This window comes from Sphingopyxis sp. Root154 (genome assembly GCF_001427105.1).
In the GTDB taxonomy this organism is placed as follows: domain Bacteria; phylum Pseudomonadota; class Alphaproteobacteria; order Sphingomonadales; family Sphingomonadaceae; genus Sphingopyxis.
Genome location: NZ_LMGI01000001.1, coordinates 218731 through 235584, shown reverse-complemented (window position 1 = coordinate 235584; position 16854 = coordinate 218731). Strand labels below are relative to the sequence as shown.

The window sequence follows — 16854 nt, the reverse complement described above, 5'->3', positions numbered from 1 at the left end:
ATGCAAGATGAAGACGATCCTTGGCACCTACAGCAATCCCAACCAGCATTGGGTGGGGGACGGCTTTCCGGTCCGCTCGCTCTTTTCGTACAACAGCCTTGGCGACCGGGTCAGCCCGTTCCTGCTGCTCGACTATGCCGGCCCCTATAATTTCGCGCCGACCACCGATCGACGTGGTGTCGGCCAGCATCCGCACCGCGGGTTCGAAACGGTGACGATCGTCTATGACGGCGAGGTCGAACACAAGGATTCGGCCGGAAACGGCGGTATCATCGGCCCCGGCGACGTCCAGTGGATGACGGCGGCAGGCGGGATTCTGCACGAGGAATATCATTCCCCGGCATTCGGCAAGACGGGCGGCCCGTTCCGGATGGTTCAGCTGTGGGTCAACCTGCCCGCGAAGGACAAGATGGCGCCCGGCGGCTATCAAGGTATCACGGCGGCGGACATCCCGACCGTCGAGCTGCCCAACGGCGCGGGTCTCGGCCGGGTGATCGCGGGCGAGATGCTCGGCGTAAAAGGTCCGGCGCGGACCTTCACCCCGATCAACGCCTGGGACGTCCGGCTGAACCGCGACGCCGATGTGACGCTCGAGCTGCCCGAAGGCCACACCGCGATGCTGGTGGTGCTTGCCGGTCATGTCACCGTGGGTGCAGCCGAGGAAGTAGGTGAGGCCGAGATGGTCCTGCTGAGCCGGGAAGGGGGATCGATCCCGGTCCACGCCGACGGCGACGCGACGATCCTCGTGCTGACCGGCGAGCCGATCGACGAACCGATTGTCGGCTACGGACCTTTCGTGATGAACAGCGAGGCCGAGATCCGGCAGGCTATCGACGATTTCAACAACGGCAGGCTCGCGCCAGTCGCAGCCTGACGCGGACCCGGCTCCTTCCCCCACCTCCCGGGAGCCGGGTCCACTCTCCCCTCGACGAATTGACGGTGGACCCGCGTGCCCCGCCGCGACGGCAGTTGCCTGCCGGCCCTTCGGCGCGCCCGAATGCAGGAGAAGACCCATGACAAGCGAAGCGATCCGCGATCCGAAGGCCGACCATCTGCTGACCCCGCAGAATTCCGCCTTCATCATCATCGACTATCAACCGGTGCAGGTGAATTCGATCGCCTCGATGGATCGGCAGTTGCTGCTGAACAACATCGCCGGTTGCGCGCGGGCGGCGGTCGCTTACGACCTGCCGGTCGTCCATTCGACGGTGAATGTCGAAACCGGCCTCAACAAGCCGCCGGTGCCGCAGGTCCGCAAGGTTCTCGGCAACTACCCGACCTATGACCGCACGACGATCAATAGCTGGGAAGATGTCGAATTCCGGAAAGCGGTCGAAGCCACCGGGCGCAAGAAGCTGATCATGACGGCACTCTGGACCGAGGCTTGCCTGACCTTTCCCGCGCTCGATGCGCTTGCCGAAGGTTATGAGGTCTATGTCCCGGTCGATGCCGTGGGCGGCACCTCGCTCGCCGCGCACGAGGCCGCGCTGCGGCGGATCGAGCAGGCAGGCGGCAAGATGATCTCGGTCCCGCAGCTGTTCTGCGAATTGCAGCGCGACTGGAAACGCAGCGAGACCGTTCCCGCCTTCATGAACCTGTTCATCGAGACGGGCGGCACCGCCGGAATCCAGTTTTCCTACGACAAGGTCGACTGACCCGAATATCTCCGCCGGGCGCGGCGCACGCCGCCCGGCGGAACCCCTCAAGGAGAATGACGATGTCTACCCCCGCCAACTTCGACGGAGCCCGTCCCGTGATCGATCCCGATGACGCGGTGATGTTGCTGATCGACCATCAGAGCGGCCTGTTCCAGACCGTCGGCGACATGCCGATGACCGAGCTGCGCGCACGCGCTGGCGCGCACGCGCTGGCGCGCTGGCCTCGATCGCAACGCTTGCCAATATTCCGGTCATCACGACCGCGTCGGTGCCGCAGGGGCCGAACGGCCCGTTGATCCCCGAAATCCACGCCAATGCTCCGCACGCGCAATATGTCGCGCGCAGGGGCGAAATTAACGCGTGGGACAATGCTGATTTCGTCGCGGCGGTGAAGGCAACGGGCCGGAGCACCCTGATCATCGCGGGCACGATCACCAGCGTCTGCATGGCCTTCCCGTCGATCAGTGCGGTGCATGACGGCTACAAGGTGTTCGCCGTCGTCGATGCATCGGGAACCTATTCGAAGATGGCACAGGAAATCACGCTCGCACGGGTCGTCCAGGCCGGCGTCGTGCCGATGGACACCGCTGCGGTCGCCTCGGAAATCCAGAAGAGCTGGCACCGCGACGATGCGGAGAAATGGGCCGAGATCTATACGAAGATTTTTCCGCCCTATCAGTTGCTCATCGAAAGCTACGCCAAGGCACAGCACGTCATCACGGAACATGAGGCGTTGGATTCGCAGCGTAGCTAGTTGACCTGAATTCGGTTAGCCGGGCGGCCTGTTTCGCAGGCTTCGGTGTTTCGAAGCAGCATTGTTCTTCCGGCCAGAAGTCAGCATTGAAAGGTGGCTACCGGCAGCGATGACGGTCTGCATTTCCCCCGCCGCGCTGGCATGGAGGCAAGGTCCGGCCCTTCTGCGCGAACGCGGCGCCAACTATCGCAATGGAAAGGCCTAACTCCGCCAGCGCCTCGAAATGATCGCGACCGGGCAGGCCTTATGTGACGCAAGCGTTGGAACGGATCGCACAGCCGGACTAGCCGGAGTGTCTCGCGAGCCGTAATTTCCTTTGCCGGAAAGCGGTCATTCCGTGGCCGATGGACGATCCCTTGTCTTGCTCGCGTATGCGCCATCTTGCAGCTACTGAGGGTCACCGCGGTGTAGAAGTAGCGAGATTGGATCGTGGACGACGCTGATCTGAAAGAATCGCCGATGACCCTGTCAGCAGCCACGAGCGCGAATGCTAGCCCGAGGCCAAGAACCGCTCGATCAGCGTGTAAGTTAGAGGAGGTGCTTCTTGCATGGGGTAGTGCCCAGCCTCAGCAATTTTCTCAATCAGCAAATCCGGGCAAAGCGGCGCCAGTGACTCGCGGACTGCTTGTGCCCGCATAATCTCGGCATCACACTCTCCCGTCAGCGCGAGAACCGGAACGCTGACCGGCCGCTGTCGATCGGGCAACCCCTGCCGCGCGAACATCTCCACAAAGCCGGCGGCCGCTTGAGGGTCTGCCGTCTCGCGCCATCGCGCTTCCTTGAAGATTTTCCATTGCTGCGACAGCCGATCGCCCCACATCGCCTCGAAACCCGCTATTCGCTGCGCGTGATCGCCCAGCGCAACGCTTTCGAGATAGTCGAACGTTGGCTCGTCCACGCCCAGCCCGGCGGGCGGCGGTGGTGCCGCCACCACGATCCGGCTGATGCGCTCGGGAAAGATTTGCCCGAGATGCAGCGCGATCAGGCTACTCATCGAGTGCCCGACCACGGCGAACTTCGTCCAGCCCAGCGTATCCGCGACAATCATCACATCTGCGGCAGCTTCCGTTACCGTGTGCTCGCCGGGGATCGCCCGGGAGCGCCCGTAACCGCGCAAGTCGACAAACGCCCAGCTGAATCGTTCCCCGTCCAGCAACGGCCGGCACATGTCCCAGCTGGTCGTATCGGAAATCCAGTCATGAAGAAGGATGATGCGGATCGGACCCTCGCCGACAACGTCGTGGCCGATGATCGTCATTGCGTATCTCCATCTTTTCGTTCGGTCGATAGCCAGCTTTCCGCCAGTTCCACCCAATAGCTGGCGCCGATCGGCAGGATACGGTCGTTGAAGTCATATCCGGGGTTATGCAGCATGCATCCACCTTGATGCTCCGGACCATTTCCGATCCAGACATAGCTGCCGGCCTTGCGCAGCAGCATCCATGCAAAGTCCTCCGATCCCATCACCGGGCGCTCGTTCCGCAGCACGTTATCGGGACCGACGATGCGCTCCGCCGCGGCGGCCGCGAATTCGGTCTCTGCCGGATGATTGAGCGTCGGCGGGTAGCGGCGGTCATATTCGAACGTGACCGTTGCGCCATGCGCAGCTGCGATACCTTCGCACAGCTGTCGCATTCGCTGTTCGAGATGATCCTGCACGGCGAGACTGAACGTGCGCGTCGAGCCTGCAATGGTGGCGGTTTCGGGCAATACGTTGGTGCTATGGCCGGCATTGAACATCGTGACGCTGACCACGGCCGACTCCAGCGGGTCGATCGTACGCGCCACGATCTGATTGAAAGCGAGCACGATCTCGCTGGCGATCGAAATGGCGTCGATCCCGGTATGGGGCCATGCACCATGCGCGCCCCTGCCGGTCACTTTGACCTCGAAGAAGTCGGCGGAGGCCATCATCGGGCCTGGCCGTACGACGATCTGACCCTCCGGGATCATCGGAAAATTGTGCATGCCGAACACAGCGTCCATCGGAAACAGCTCGAACAGCCCTTCCTCCGTCATTCGCCGGGCACCCGCTTCATTCTCTTCAGCGGGCTGAAAGATGAAATATACGGTGCCGTCGAAGTTGCGGGTCTGCGCAAGATGGCTTGCTGCGCCCAGCAGCATCGCCATATGTCCGTCATGGCCGCAGGCATGCATCTTGCCAGCCGTGCGCGACGTGTGCGTGAACCGGTTGCTTTCGTCGAGATGAAGCGCGTCCATGTCGGCGCGAAGGCCGATGGCGCGGCCGCTTTCGCCAACGCGCAACGTGCCGATTACGCCCGTGCCCGCAAGCCCGCGTGAAACGGCGATCCCCCACTCGCCCAACTTCGCAGCGATGAAGTCGGCCGTCGCATATTCTTCATAGGCGGTTTCCGGATGGGCATGGAGATGATGGCGCCAATCGCGCATTTCTCCGGCGAGTGCCGTAATATTGTCTCGAACGGGCATGCTCGCTCCTCAAATGCTGCGCCCGGTCGCGGCCCAATACGTCGCGCGGATGCTCTTCTTCATTATTTTTCCGCTGTCCTCGCGCGGCAGGTCGGACGCGATCTTGATCAATTTCGGTGTGCGCAGGCTGCCCAATCGGTCGCGCAACCAGTCCGAAATTTCTTCGGGGGTGCACGTCGCGCCTTCGAGGAGTTCGACATGCGCACAGAGGGATTCGCCGAACTCCTCGGCGGGAATGCCGAACACCGCGCAGTCCTTGACGCCCGGCATGGTGACCAATGCCTGTTCGATTTCGGCGGGATAGATATTCACACCGCCCGAGATAACCATGTCTCGCTTGCGGTCACGCAGAAACAAATAGCCATCATCATCGAGATATCCAATATCGCCAACCGTAATAAGGTCACCGCGCTGCACTTCGGCTCGTTTGTCAGGCATGCCGATATAGCTGAAATCCGGGAGGTTGTAGTTGCGGCAAAACACCTCGCCTTCCTGATTTGGCGGGAGTTCTTGACCGTTGTCATCCAATATCTTGACGATGCAATTCTTGAGCGGACGGCCAACCGTGCCCGGCTTCGCCAGCGCTTCGTCGCTCCCGTGGATGGTCACGGTTCCGGTCTCGGTACCGCCATAGAATTCGTGGATCACCGGCCCCCACCAATCGATCATCTGGTGCTTCACTTCGATCGGGCAGGGCGCCGCGGCGTGGGTCACGCGCCTAAGCGATGTCAGATCGAATTGACCGCGCAGCTTCTGGTCGAGACGCAGCAAGCGGATGAACATGGTCGGGACCATGTTGAGATGCGTGATGGCGTAGCGCTCGATCATCTCAAGGAGGGCCTGTTCATCGAATTTGGGCTGCAGCACCATCAACGACCCTGGCTGTGCCGCACGCATGCCGGCAAAATTGGGAGCCGGGTGATAGAGCGGCCCGGTCGCGACCGACCGGATTGGCGCCCCTTGCGGAACCCCCATGATTTCGTCGACGATACCGAACATCCGTTCGCGCGCTTCCTCCGCGGCAGGCGCGCGAACGACCCCCTTGGGACGACCCGTTGTGCCGGAGGTGTAAACAATGCTGCCGCGCAGGCTGTTGGCGAGATCGACGCGTTCCGATTGCGCTTCGAGCCAGTGATCCCAGTTCACGTCGCCTTCGGCGACGGCACAGGCCTGCGCTGACAAACCAAAGATGTCCATGATTTCGGCGGGGGTTTCAACCGACAGCACCGCGCAGCCCGTCGGCACGTTTCCGCCCAGCTTCGCAAGAAGGTCCGCGTGGGCAACAAGGACGCGGGCATTACAATCCCGCAGGATGTAGCCCACATCCTCGGCGGTACCGTGCCAGTTCACGGGAACGGGATAGGCATCGGCTCCCTGTGCACCCATGGTCGCGACAAAGAATGGAATATCGTTCCGTAACAACAGGGCGACGGTTTCTCCGGGCTTGACGCCGAGCCGTTCGAACCCGCATGCCGCGCGCCGAACCATGCTGGCCAGGCGCGGGTGATCCACATGACGCTCGCCAGCAACGATTCCGGTTATTTCTTTGTCGAAGTTTGGCACTGATGTCCCCGTGCAACCTGTGGAGAGTCTCTCTTAGCGCAGCGCGTTGTGACGGCCCATTCCCCAATAGTGGGGGGGTGTGGGCCAGCCAGGCCGCGGCTCCGGGGGTGGTGCCCCCCCCCCAACTTGGGGACTTGAGGGCGGCACCAATGTTTCTCCATTATAGAACGAACAGGGGAGCAGGAGCGGGATGACAGTCATGGTGCCGACGAATACCGGGGTCGTTTATCCCGGACCTGCGCAACGCAACTACATCATCGGCACGATATTTCTTGCCGGGTTGTTCGGCTTTCTCGACCGCCAGATCATCTCCTTGCTGGTCGTGCCGATCCGGGCCGACCTGAATCTGAGCAACACGCAGGTCAGCCTGCTGTATGGCTTCGCGTTCGTGTTCCTTTTTGCAACGGCAGGGCTGTTCATTGGCCGCCTGATCGATCGACACAACCGACGAACGATTCTGGCGATCGGCGTGGCGGTTTGGAGCCTCGCCACCATCGCGTGCGGACTGGCGCCGGACTTCACATGGCTTTTCCTGGCGCGCGTGGTCGTCGGCACCGGAGAAGCGTGTCTTGCGCCCGCGGCCTGCTCGATTCTGGCCGATTGCTTCCGCCCCGCATACCGCAGCCGCGCATTGTTCGTTTACATGCTGGGCGCATTCGTTGGCCTCGGGGCTTCGATGATCGTCGGCGGGATCGTGTTCGAGATGGTCGAGCGCGAAGGGTGGACCATCGCCGGCATCGGCTCGTGGCGGCTGGTGTTCGTGCTCATCGGGGCACCTGGCCTTTTGATCGCAGTCCTGGTGCGCTTGATGCCGGAACCGACCCGCAAAGGCGTCGCACTGACAGAGAGTCTGGAGCCGGAACGCATTGTGCCTTATCTCAAGCGCCATTGGCGCCTGTTTCTGGCCGTCTATGTCGCTCAGGCGGCAATGGCCTTCTGGTCCTATGGCATACACGCGTGGATGCCGACCTATTTCATCCGAAGGTTTGATCTGTCGATAGCGGCCGTCGGCACGCAGATGGGCTTCATGCTCGCCATAGGGGGCATATTGGGCGCTTTTGTCGGGGTCCAGCTATGCGACCGCTGGACGCTTCGTGGTACGCCGGCCGCCAAGTTTCGGGTCGCCGCGATCGGATCGATGATTGCGATCCCGCCCATGCTGTTGCTCCCGTTTGCTGAAGCGCCATGGCAAGCCTGGACGTGCCTTGCCGTGCTCGTGACAGCCGGTCCGTTCTCGTCGAGCACCGGAACGATCATGATGCAGGACCTGTTTCCAAATCGAATGCGGGGGCAGGGAACGACACTCATGCTGTTCATCATCAGCCTGCTGGGGACGTCCGCCGGTCCGTTGACTGTCGGTTTGCTCATCGATCGGATGGGCGACGAGCCCGCGCACATCGTTACGGCCATGATGTTGGCCTCACTGCCAGCGCTCATTCTGGTGCCGGTGATGTGGCTGAGTTCCATCCGTCGCTATGACGCGGTGAGGCTCCCCATATTCGAGGCCGACACGGCCGCTGATTAAGTCATCCGATATTTGCCCGGTGTCGCCTCGCGTGTTAGCCTTTCGGCTTTAGCCGGAGAGTTGCGTGTGATCCAGGATGTTCCCAGTCTCCGGCAGTTGCGTGACTGCGCAAAAGGCTCGGCCGTGCAGCATGCGAAGCGGGCAAAGCAGCTCGGCTTTGGCCATATGCTACTCAGTTTCGAAGAATCGTCCGATCATATGGGCCTGCGGGTCGAGCGCCCATCGGTTTGCATCGCACATGGAATTGCGCCTGAAGTCCATCGCCAATGGGCATCCACCCGCTTCCAGCAGGATCCGATGCGCCGCATGAAGGCATCGGGCGACTTTGCCGGTAGCGGCAACAAGCCGCTGCTATGGGAAAATCGTCAGGGCCGCATCATCCTGTCCGACGGCACGCCGAACATGACCGCGGTGGAAGTGGATACGATGCGGTGGGTGTATGATTACGGGATGCGTACCGGGGTCAATGTCCGCCTTGAGGTCGCCGGCAGGGAGGTGTGCATCTCCTTCTACTCCGAGCGGTCACGCGAGGAGATTGCGGGCCTCGATGACGCAATGGCGATCCTGTTCTACCTCTCGCACATGATTGCTGAAGACCTGAAGGATGAGTTGACTCGGGAGATGATGCCGGGTGCGGTCAAGCTCACCCGACGCGAGGCCGAGTGTCTTCGCTGGGTCGCCCTGGGCAAGAATGCGCAGGAAACCGCCGTCATCCTGGGCCTGTCCGTACAGACGATTCGCGATCATCTCAAACGCGTTCGATCGAAAATGGGTGCGACGACGCGTGCGCAGGCGCTAATGCGCGCCTGCTCGCTCGGCTTGATCGATTTTCCGCAATAGGATCAGAAAATCGAATAGCCACCATCCACGACGAAGCTTCCGCCTGTCTGGTATCGCGAAGCGTCGCTCATCAGATAGACGGCGAGCCCAGAAAAGTCCGACGGCGACCCCCAGCGGGACATCGGGATACGCCGCAAGACGTTGTCGATGATGCGCTGATCGGCCAGTCCGGTTGCCGTCATGTTGGTTTCGATCCAGCCGGGCAGGATGGAATGCGCGCGTATCCCGTGCGGCGCCAACTCCACTGCCAGCGCTCGCATCAGCGATTGAACCGCGCCCTTGCTGGCGCCGTAAGCTGCCGAACCCGCTGCGCCGCTTTCCGCAGCAAGCGAACTCGTGCCGACCAGCGTGCCGCTACATTGCGCGGCAATCATCGATTGCGCGACGGCGCGTAAGGTCAGCAGCGTACCCTCGACATTGGTACGCAGCACGGGTTGCCAATCATCAACCGAGCTGTTGGCTACGGACTTGCGAGGCCCGCCGATGCCGGCATTGGCGAAACAGCCGGTGACGGGGCCAAGTGCGGCAACCGTTGTGTCGAGCGCCACCGCGACATCTTTCTCGTCGCGGATGTCGCAGGGCACCGCGATGCCCTGACCCTTGTCCGCGAGTCTGAGTTGAAGTTGCTCAAGCGCCGGACCCGGCAAGTCCCAGCCCGCGACGCGTGCGCCGGCATTTGTCAGCCCTTCGACCATGCCGATGCCGATCCCGGATGCCGCGCCTGTCACGACGATCGCGCGGCCGGTAAGATCGAACAGGGGATCCCCCATCGTTATGCGCCTACATATCGCGGGGTACGCCGCTCAGCGAATGCCGCGAGCCCTTCAACCGCGTCAGCGGTGTGAAAAATCGGCTCCGAAATCTCGCTTTCCAGCGCCATCCCCGCTTCGATCGTGGTGCTGCGAGCGAGGCGCGCGGCACGGCGGATGGCCTGCACCGCGAGCGGAGCCAGGCCAGCGATCCCGGTCGCAATCCGCAGCGCCGTGGCGAGCGTGTCATGCGGCTGCGTGACATGGTTCACCAAACCGTGTGACAGCGCTTCTCCGGCCGTCATCGCTCGACCGGTCAGCAGCATGTCCATGGCGATCACCCACGGCAGCTGTCGCGGGAGCAATACGGTCGAGCCACCCGCGGGGAACAGCCCCCATTGCACTTCCTTCAGCGAAAGCGTCGCCGAGTCCGCCATGACGCGCAAGTCGGTTGCCTGGATCAGTTCGACGCCGCCGCCGATCGCCTGGGCCTGGATCGCGGCGACGACGGGCTTTCCCACGTCGAAAGTGCGTAACAAGGCTATGTCCAGAATCTTCGGATCGGCAAGCACCCGCCGATCCCACTCATCTTCCGGCGCGCGCATCCCGTTGCCTAGCGGCACAAACCGCTTGAGGTCCGCACCGGCGCAGAACGCCCGGTCGCCGGCGCCGGTAAGGACGATCGCCCGCACCGCTTTGTCGGCCGCCAGCGCGCGCCAGCAATCGGCGAGCTCAACCGCGAGTTGCGGACTGAGCGCGTTCAAGGCGGCGGGCCGATTGAGCGTTACTGTGGCGACGTTCGCTGCATAGTCGATCAGCAGGGGAGGCTCACTCACCGCGCTCTCCCGGCGCAGCGATTTTCCTGGCAACGCTCTGCGCGGTTCCCTCCGCCATGATCGATGCCCCATTCTGCAGTTCGTTGTTAGCGTGGGTCAGCTGGTGCATCGCAAAGCTCTGACGCATCGCATGCGCGCGTCCGGCCTGGTCCTGAGCATGATTGATCGCCACCTTCGCCGCGCGGATCGCGAACTGCGGTTTGGCGGCGATCGCCTGAGCCATCTCCAGCGCCGCCTGTTCGAGCGTAGGGCGCGGCACCACTCGATTGATCATGCCGAGCCTGTGCCCTTCCGCCGCCGACATCCAGTCGCCGAGCATCAGGAACTCCTTCGCCTTGCGCGTTCCGAGTTCCCAGGGGTGCATGAAATATTCCGTACCCATCACCCCCATGGCGACGGTCGGATCGCGAAACTGTGCGTCCTCCGACGCCAGGATGAGATCACAGACCCATGCCAGCATCAGCCCGCCACCGATGCACTTGCCCTGCACCGCCGCTATCATCGGTTTGGGCAGCGCCCGCCACCGCTCGCACATATCGAGATAGATTTCGGATTCCTGACAATATCGACCCTCGGTGCCGCCGGCGTCGAAGTCGCTCCAAAGGCTGACGAGCGGCCAGATGCCTTCACCCGTCTCTGTCAGATCATGGCCTGCTGAAAAATGCGGATCCTCGCCTGCCAGGATGATGACTTTGACGTCCGGGTCGCGCGCCGCGGCCTGGAACGCCCCGTCGAGTTCATAGGTCATGCGCAGACCTTGCGCGTTACGCGCTTGCGGCCTCGCGAGGACGATCCGCGCAACGCCGGGCGCGGGCTGCTCGTATCGAAGATGTTCGAGCGTTTCGATGGAAATTTGCGGCATCGCTTACTTGCCTTTGAATCGGGGTCGGCGTTGAGCGCGGAACGCGGCGACACCTTCGAGGAAATCAGCTGTCGAAAAGGCGATGCCCTGGGCGGACGCTTCCGCCATGAGAAAGGCGTCGCTGGCGCCGGTCGCCGCCACGCGGATCAATTTCTTGGTAAGCCCCAGCGCGACGGTCGGACCGGCAGCGAGATCTTCCGCCACCTTCATTGCGCGATCCGCAAGGTCCGTATCCGGCACGACTTCGCTGACCAGCCCGAGTTGCAACGCGGTCGCGGCGTCGATCGGCTTGTCGCGCAACAGGATGTCGGTCGTACGATGCAATCCGATGGTGCGGTGAAGCGTATGGATAAGCCCAAGGTCAGGCACGGCGCCAACACGCCGGAATGCCGGGATCAGAACTGCACTTTGCGCCGCGAGCAGGACGTCCCCGGCCACAGCCAGCGAAAAGCCTGCGCCGGCGGCCGCCCCGTTGATGGCGACGACGACAGGGACCGGGAGAGTGGCAATTTCCTGCGTTATCGCCTGCGACTGAGCCATGAAGCGCGCCACTTCGGCAGGAGACAGCGTATCCAGCGCGGCCAGGTCACCGCCCGCGCAAAAGGCATCGCCCTTGCCGGTCAGAAGCACGCATCTGACCTGCGGATCGCGACCAGCCGCAGCGATCGCTGTTCGCAAGCTCAACGCAAGCGCTTCCGACAGGGGATTGCGGCGATCGGGATCGTTGAGAGTAAGCGTGCTCACTTCGCCGTGAACAGCGGTTTCCACTAAAGCCATAGTCTGGGGTCCTCGCGCAAATCCATGCATGTCGCTTGCCATGATGATCGTCAGTTGCTTGCTAGCAGCGGACTGTGGAGCGGCCATCCCCCCCAAACTGGTGTCAGCATCCGCTGCGCCAGCCGATGCGAGTGAGGCTGGCGGCGGAGATCTACCCCCCCTCAATTGAGGGATGGTGTCTCGGCGCCGCCTGGGCGAATCTCGAGGCCGAAGTAGCAGCGAGGTGTATGATGCGAAGATTGGCCCGCGCGGCTGCCTGTGCCTTGATGGTCATGACGCCGCCGTCCACGTCGGCGGCAGTGGCGGATGAATCCACGAAGTTGTGGCGATTGGATTGCGGCCGATTCGATGTCGCAGCCGACGCATTTTCCGACACCTTTGCCTATGGTGAAAAGCGGATGGAGCTCGTCGGCAGCTGCTATCTGATCAAGCATCGCGGACGTTTCCTGCTGTGGGACGCCGGGTTGCCGTTGGCGCTGATCGGTCAGCCGCTCGACCCTCGCCAGGCGTTGAGTGGAACGCTGGACGTTTCGATCGCGGATCAGTTGAAGCAGATCGGCGTTCGCGCGGATCAGATCGAGCTGCTTGCGATCAGCCACAACCACTCCGATCATGTCGGTCAGGCCGAAGCATTTTCCGCGGCAACGCTACTGATGGGGAAGGCGGATTTCGACGCGCTTCGCAAGCCCGATCCGCCGTTCGGCGCCGATCCCGGACCGCTTCGTCCATGGCTCGACGGGGCTCGCGAAGTGACTGCAGTCGAAGGCGATTATGACATCTTCGGAGACCAACAGGTCGTCATGCTTCGTCTGCCCGGGCATACAGCTGGACATTATGGCCTGCTGATCCGCCTCGCAACCGGTTCAATCCTGCTAAGCGGGGACGCGGTTCACTTCGAGGCACAGATCGCGCGGCGCGGCGTTCCGCCATTCAATGTGGATCGCGCCGACACCCTTGCCTCGCTTGAGCGTCTTCAGGCCATAGCGGCCAGCCGGAACGCGATCCTGATCGTGCCGCACGATAGCAATGACATCCATAAGCTTCCCCGCTTTCCTGCGTCCAGGCAGTAGCGCAAAGGCGCAGCCAATACGGCGAACCCCGGCACGATGCTGCGGGGAGGGGGCGCAATTAAAGGCTCAGGCCACCGCCGACGACCAGCACCTCGCCCGAAACATAATCGCTGTCCGGCGAGCAGAAGAAGTAAACGCTGCCGGCTGCCTCCGTGGGCGTGCCGGATCGTCCCAATGGGATCATCGCCTTTAGCGAGCCCAGCATTGCCGATGGGACGCCGGTTTGAATTTGCTGCCCCTCGATCTCGATCGACGATGCCGGATCATCATTCGCTTTGGTCAGGCGCGTTTCGATGAAGCCGAAGGCGACGCAGTTCACGCATACCTTCAGCCGGCCCCATTCCTTAGCCAACGTCCTGGTCATGCCGATGACCGCCGATTTTCCCGAGGAATAGTTGACCTGCCCTGCATTGCCCGCTGTGCCCGCCAGAGACGAGATGTTCACGACCTTGCGGATAACTTCGCGTCCCTCGACAGCCTCGCGCTTCGCCCATTCCCGCCACGGCTCGCTTGCGGCTCTCAGAATGCGGAACGGCGCGGTCACATGGACGTCGAGCATCGCCTGGAACTGCTCGTCGGTCTGGTTCTGGATCGTGCCGTCGCGCGTGTATCCGGCATTGTTAACGATGATGTCCAAGCCGCCAAAGGCATCGAGCGCGGATTGGACGAAGCGCTCCCCGAAGTCCGCGGCTGTCACATTCCCAATGCAGGCGATCGCCTGTCCGCCACGCGCGCGAATCGCAGTAACGACTTCCGTCGCGGGGTCTTCATCAAGGTCGTTCACGACCACATGCGCGCCGTGATGCGCAAGTTTTAGCGCGACGGCGCGGCCGATGCCGCGCCCCGACCCGGACACGATTGCGACCTTGCCAGCCAGGGCACCCCTCACGGGCGCTTCAACGCCAGAGGCGTTCATGCAACCTTGCCGTACAGCGTGACGACACAAGCGCTCCCCAGACCCAGATTGTGCTGAAGCGCGAATCTGGCGTTTTCGACCTGACGGGCGTCGGCCGTGCCGCGGAGCTGGTGCGTCAGCTCATAACATTGGGCAAGGCCGGTGGCACCGAGCGGGTGCCCCTTGGACAGCAGGCCACCGGAGGGATTCGTCACATGATCGCCGCCATAGCTGTTGCGGTTGTCGCGGATATAGGCCTCGGCGCCGCCCGGCTGGCAGAGTCCAAGTGCTTCATAGGTAATAAGCTCGTTCGGAGCGAAGCAGTCGTGCAGCTCAACGACCTGAATGTCCTCGGGGCCGATCCCCGCTTTCGCGTAAATCTCGTTCGCGGCCTTGCGCGTGGTATCGTAGCCGACCACCGACATCATCGAGCGGCCTTCCCAGGTGTCGGCATAATCCGTGGTCATGGCCTGCGCGACGATCTCGACCGGCGCGTTCAGCCCGTGTTTCGCCGCGAAGCGCGGCGAAACCAATACTGCAGCGGCGGCACCGCATGTCGGCGGGCAAGCCTGAAGGCGAGTGACCGGCCCATATAGATGCTTCGATGCCATCACTTCTTCCAGCGTCACCGGTGCGCGGAACAGCGCCAGTGGATTGTTCGCGGCATGCCGGCGCGCCTTGACCGACACCAGGCCGAAAACCTCATCGTCAATCCCATAGCGCTGCTGATAATCGAGTCCCGCCCCGCCAAATTGCTGTGCTGCCATCGGAACGCTATCGTCCCAGCCCAGGACTTCGGCTTGTTTTGACAGGTGAAAATCCAGCGTGCGCTTCCGGTCATTGAACACCATGCCGAGCGCGCCGGGCACCATCTGCTCGAAACCGACCGCCAACACGCAGTCCGCCACGCCATGTTCGATCGCCTGACGAGCGAGATAGAGCGCCGTCGATCCTGTCGAGCAGTTGTTGTTGACGTTGATGATCGGAATTCCGGTACAGCCCACGCGATAAATGGCGGACTGGCCCGCCGTCGAATCCGCATAGACGAAGCCGGCATAGGCTTGCTGAACCAGGTCGTAGTCGATGCCGGCATCCTTCAGTGCAAGCCGGATCGCCTTCTCAGCCATTACATCCCAATCTTCGCTCTGGCCGGGTTTGGTAAAGGGGATCATTCCGACCCCAGCGACACGTGCATTGCTCATAGTCCACTCCTGAAGAAACAATGATGATCGACAAATTTCAGTATATTTCTGGATTATAGTTTGAATCTGTTCCTATCCCAGGCATCGGAAGGTATTCCTAGCCTACGGATATCGGTCTTTTGCACCTTTCCGGTTGAAGTCTTCGGAAGGGAGTCAGTAAATCTTATGTATCTGATCTTGGCGAACCTAGGGAGGTGCTTGTCGGAGAACGAGCATATATCTTCCGGAGCCAGCGATTTACCCGTCGCTTTCACGACGGTTATCATGATCTCGTCTTCCCCTCCGGACATCTCGGAAGGCACGCCATACGCCGCTACTTCCACGATGCCCGGCATGGGCAGCAGGGCGTTCTCGATTTCGGCTGACGAAATATTGTGCCCACGCCGACGGATGCAGTCTCGGATACGATCTACGAAATATATGAATCCATCCTGGTCCATGAAGCCTGCATCTCCGGTGTGGAACCATAGGTTTCGCCAGGCTTCCACTGTCTTTTCGGGAAGTCCGTGATAGCCCACCATGAAACCGAACGGCGCTTTTGGTCGCACGACGATCTCGCCGGCCTCACCGGCCGGGCGGGCAATGTCACTGTCGGGGTCAACGATCTGAACCTCGAAATAGCGGTTGTAGACAAGGCCTGCCGCGCCGGGCGGTGTTTCGACACCCACGCGGCCCCAGACGGGGATATTGACCTCGGTCATGCCAAATCCGGACAAGACGTTCGCCAAGCCAAACCGGTCTTGCCAGATCTGCTGCAGTTCGGCTGGGTTAGGTGCGGCGACGATGGCACGGAGCTGGTGGTCCGTATCGTCGCTGGAACGTGGTTGCGCGAATATAAAAGGCGCGACGACACCCAGTGTATTGGTCAATGTGGCACGATGTCGGCGAATGTCCGGAAGCCAGTCCTGCGCGCTAAACCGGGATTTCAGTATGACGGTCGCGCCAGCAATCAGGCACGCATAGACCTGCATGAACAAGCCGTTGGCGTGATACAGGGGGAGGGTCACATAATATCTGTCGTCTTCGTTCAGATCGAGGTTATCGATCGCGCCGAGACCATATAGAAAGCAATGCGCGTGCGGCATCATTACGCCTTTGGCAGGGCCGGTGGTGCCCGACGTGTACATGACATGGGCAACATCGAAGGCGCGCGGCGCGGCACCGGAATATGACCCGCACCTTCGCCATTCAGTCAGCGGTGACAGGTGCAAGCCCGTGTCGCGCGCATCGAGCCAGTCCGATGTGCCGGCAATGACAATCGACCGCAGTGACGGCACGCGATCGGATATCTCCATGACTCTGCTGAGCATCGGCTCGGCCACGACGGCCAATCCGGCGCCGCTGTCGACGATCTGATGCTCGAGAAACGCGCCGATCAGTTCCGTATTGAGCAAAACCGCGACCGCGCCGAGCCGGGCGAGGCCAAGCCAGACCGCGATAAAGTCAAGGTCGTTCGGCAGCATCACGATCACCGAATCGCCTGAGCGGACTCCCAGATTGTGGAAGTGTGACGCGACCTGGCCGGACCATTCGAACGCTTGTCTGAACGATAAGTCGGGCCCGTCCACAAGTTCGATGAACGTCTTCGAAGGCCGCTCTTGGGCTTGCCAAGCAAGAACGTCCGGTAGCGTCCAATGCGAGGACTGTCTTAGGAACTCGTACATGTCGCAATCCC

At 61.9% G+C, this 16854-nt stretch carries 17 protein-coding genes; 7 read left to right on the top strand and 10 right to left on the bottom strand.

Annotated elements, in window-relative coordinates:
- Positions 1-7: 7 nt before the first annotated feature.
- The 4 genes from ASD73_RS01015 (at position 8) to ASD73_RS01005 (ending at position 2412) form a co-directional block, all read left to right on the top strand.
- Positions 8-874, top strand: coding sequence for a pirin family protein (locus ASD73_RS01015; RefSeq protein ID WP_056369921.1), 867 nt, complete (start codon positions 8-10; stop codon positions 872-874).
- A 139-nt stretch (positions 875-1013) separates the two neighbouring features.
- On the top strand, positions 1014-1655 hold the full coding sequence (locus tag ASD73_RS01010; protein WP_056369924.1) for a hydrolase: 642 nt from the start codon (positions 1014-1016) through the stop codon (positions 1653-1655).
- A gap of 62 nt (positions 1656-1717) precedes the next feature.
- Positions 1718-1954: a hypothetical protein gene (locus tag ASD73_RS23105; protein ID WP_235534044.1), complete on the top strand. Its 237-nt coding sequence runs from the start codon at positions 1718-1720 to the stop codon at positions 1952-1954.
- Positions 1876-2412 (top strand): isochorismatase family protein, encoded by a 537-nt coding sequence (locus ASD73_RS01005; RefSeq protein ID WP_327196906.1) that lies wholly within the window; start codon positions 1876-1878, stop codon positions 2410-2412. Before ASD73_RS23105 ends, ASD73_RS01005 begins: the two co-directional genes overlap by 79 nt.
- A gap of 490 nt (positions 2413-2902) precedes the next feature.
- Here ASD73_RS01005 and ASD73_RS01000 read toward each other — a convergent pair whose 3' ends face one another.
- The 3 genes from ASD73_RS01000 to ASD73_RS00990 are packed head-to-tail and all read right to left on the bottom strand — an operon-like array spanning position 2903 to position 6423.
- Entirely contained in the window at positions 2903-3670 is a 768-nt protein-coding gene (locus ASD73_RS01000; RefSeq protein WP_056369925.1) for an alpha/beta fold hydrolase, read from the bottom strand.
- Entirely contained in the window at positions 3667-4821 is a 1155-nt protein-coding gene (locus ASD73_RS00995) for a M20 aminoacylase family protein (protein WP_200934881.1), read from the bottom strand. The genes ASD73_RS01000 and ASD73_RS00995 overlap by 4 nt, the downstream gene beginning before the upstream one ends.
- Before the next feature lie 48 nt (positions 4822-4869).
- Positions 4870-6423, bottom strand: coding sequence for an AMP-binding protein (locus ASD73_RS00990; RefSeq protein ID WP_200934853.1), 1554 nt, complete (start codon positions 6421-6423; stop codon positions 4870-4872).
- A gap of 190 nt (positions 6424-6613) precedes the next feature.
- Between ASD73_RS00990 and ASD73_RS00985 the strand changes: the two genes are divergently transcribed.
- The gene (locus tag ASD73_RS00985; RefSeq protein WP_082521274.1) at positions 6614-7948 is read left to right on the top strand and encodes a spinster family MFS transporter; all 1335 of its coding nucleotides are present in this window, start codon (positions 6614-6616) and stop codon (positions 7946-7948) included.
- Positions 7949-8014: 66 nt separating this feature from the next.
- Entirely contained in the window at positions 8015-8788 is a 774-nt protein-coding gene (locus tag ASD73_RS00980; RefSeq protein ID WP_156377243.1) for a helix-turn-helix transcriptional regulator, read from the top strand.
- A gap of 2 nt (positions 8789-8790) precedes the next feature.
- On the opposite strand, the gene ASD73_RS00975 is transcribed toward ASD73_RS00980, so the two are convergent.
- From ASD73_RS00975 to ASD73_RS00960, 4 genes are read right to left on the bottom strand one after another with little or no spacing between them, the layout of a single operon-like run.
- On the bottom strand, positions 8791-9558 hold the full coding sequence (locus ASD73_RS00975; RefSeq protein WP_056369934.1) for an SDR family NAD(P)-dependent oxidoreductase: 768 nt from the start codon (positions 9556-9558) through the stop codon (positions 8791-8793).
- Positions 9559-9560: 2 nt separating this feature from the next.
- Complete coding sequence (locus tag ASD73_RS00970) at positions 9561-10373, bottom strand: enoyl-CoA hydratase-related protein (protein ID WP_200934852.1); 813 nt, start codon at positions 10371-10373, stop codon at positions 9561-9563.
- Positions 10366-11235, bottom strand: coding sequence for an enoyl-CoA hydratase (locus ASD73_RS00965; RefSeq protein WP_156377242.1), 870 nt, complete (start codon positions 11233-11235; stop codon positions 10366-10368). The genes ASD73_RS00970 and ASD73_RS00965 overlap by 8 nt, the downstream gene beginning before the upstream one ends.
- Before the next feature lie 3 nt (positions 11236-11238).
- Entirely contained in the window at positions 11239-12054 is an 816-nt protein-coding gene (locus tag ASD73_RS00960) for an enoyl-CoA hydratase/isomerase family protein (protein WP_162256167.1), read from the bottom strand.
- A 224-nt stretch (positions 12055-12278) separates the two neighbouring features.
- Here ASD73_RS00960 and ASD73_RS00955 point away from each other — a divergent pair, with 224 nt between their 5' ends.
- Entirely contained in the window at positions 12279-13082 is an 804-nt protein-coding gene (locus ASD73_RS00955; RefSeq protein ID WP_156377298.1) for an N-acyl homoserine lactonase family protein, read from the top strand.
- Positions 13083-13140: 58 nt separating this feature from the next.
- Here the strand turns inward: ASD73_RS00955 and ASD73_RS00950 are convergent, their stop codons facing one another.
- The 3 genes from ASD73_RS00950 to ASD73_RS00940 are packed head-to-tail and all read right to left on the bottom strand — an operon-like array spanning position 13141 to position 16843.
- The gene (locus ASD73_RS00950; RefSeq protein ID WP_056369937.1) at positions 13141-13998 is read right to left on the bottom strand and encodes an SDR family NAD(P)-dependent oxidoreductase; all 858 of its coding nucleotides are present in this window, start codon (positions 13996-13998) and stop codon (positions 13141-13143) included.
- A complete protein-coding gene (locus ASD73_RS00945) occupies positions 13995-15179 on the bottom strand; it encodes a lipid-transfer protein (RefSeq protein WP_056369939.1) in 1185 nt (394 codons plus the stop codon). The genes ASD73_RS00950 and ASD73_RS00945 overlap by 4 nt, the downstream gene beginning before the upstream one ends.
- A gap of 53 nt (positions 15180-15232) precedes the next feature.
- The gene (locus ASD73_RS00940; protein ID WP_056369941.1) at positions 15233-16843 is read right to left on the bottom strand and encodes an AMP-binding protein; all 1611 of its coding nucleotides are present in this window, start codon (positions 16841-16843) and stop codon (positions 15233-15235) included.
- Between the last annotated feature and the right edge of the window lie 11 nt (positions 16844-16854).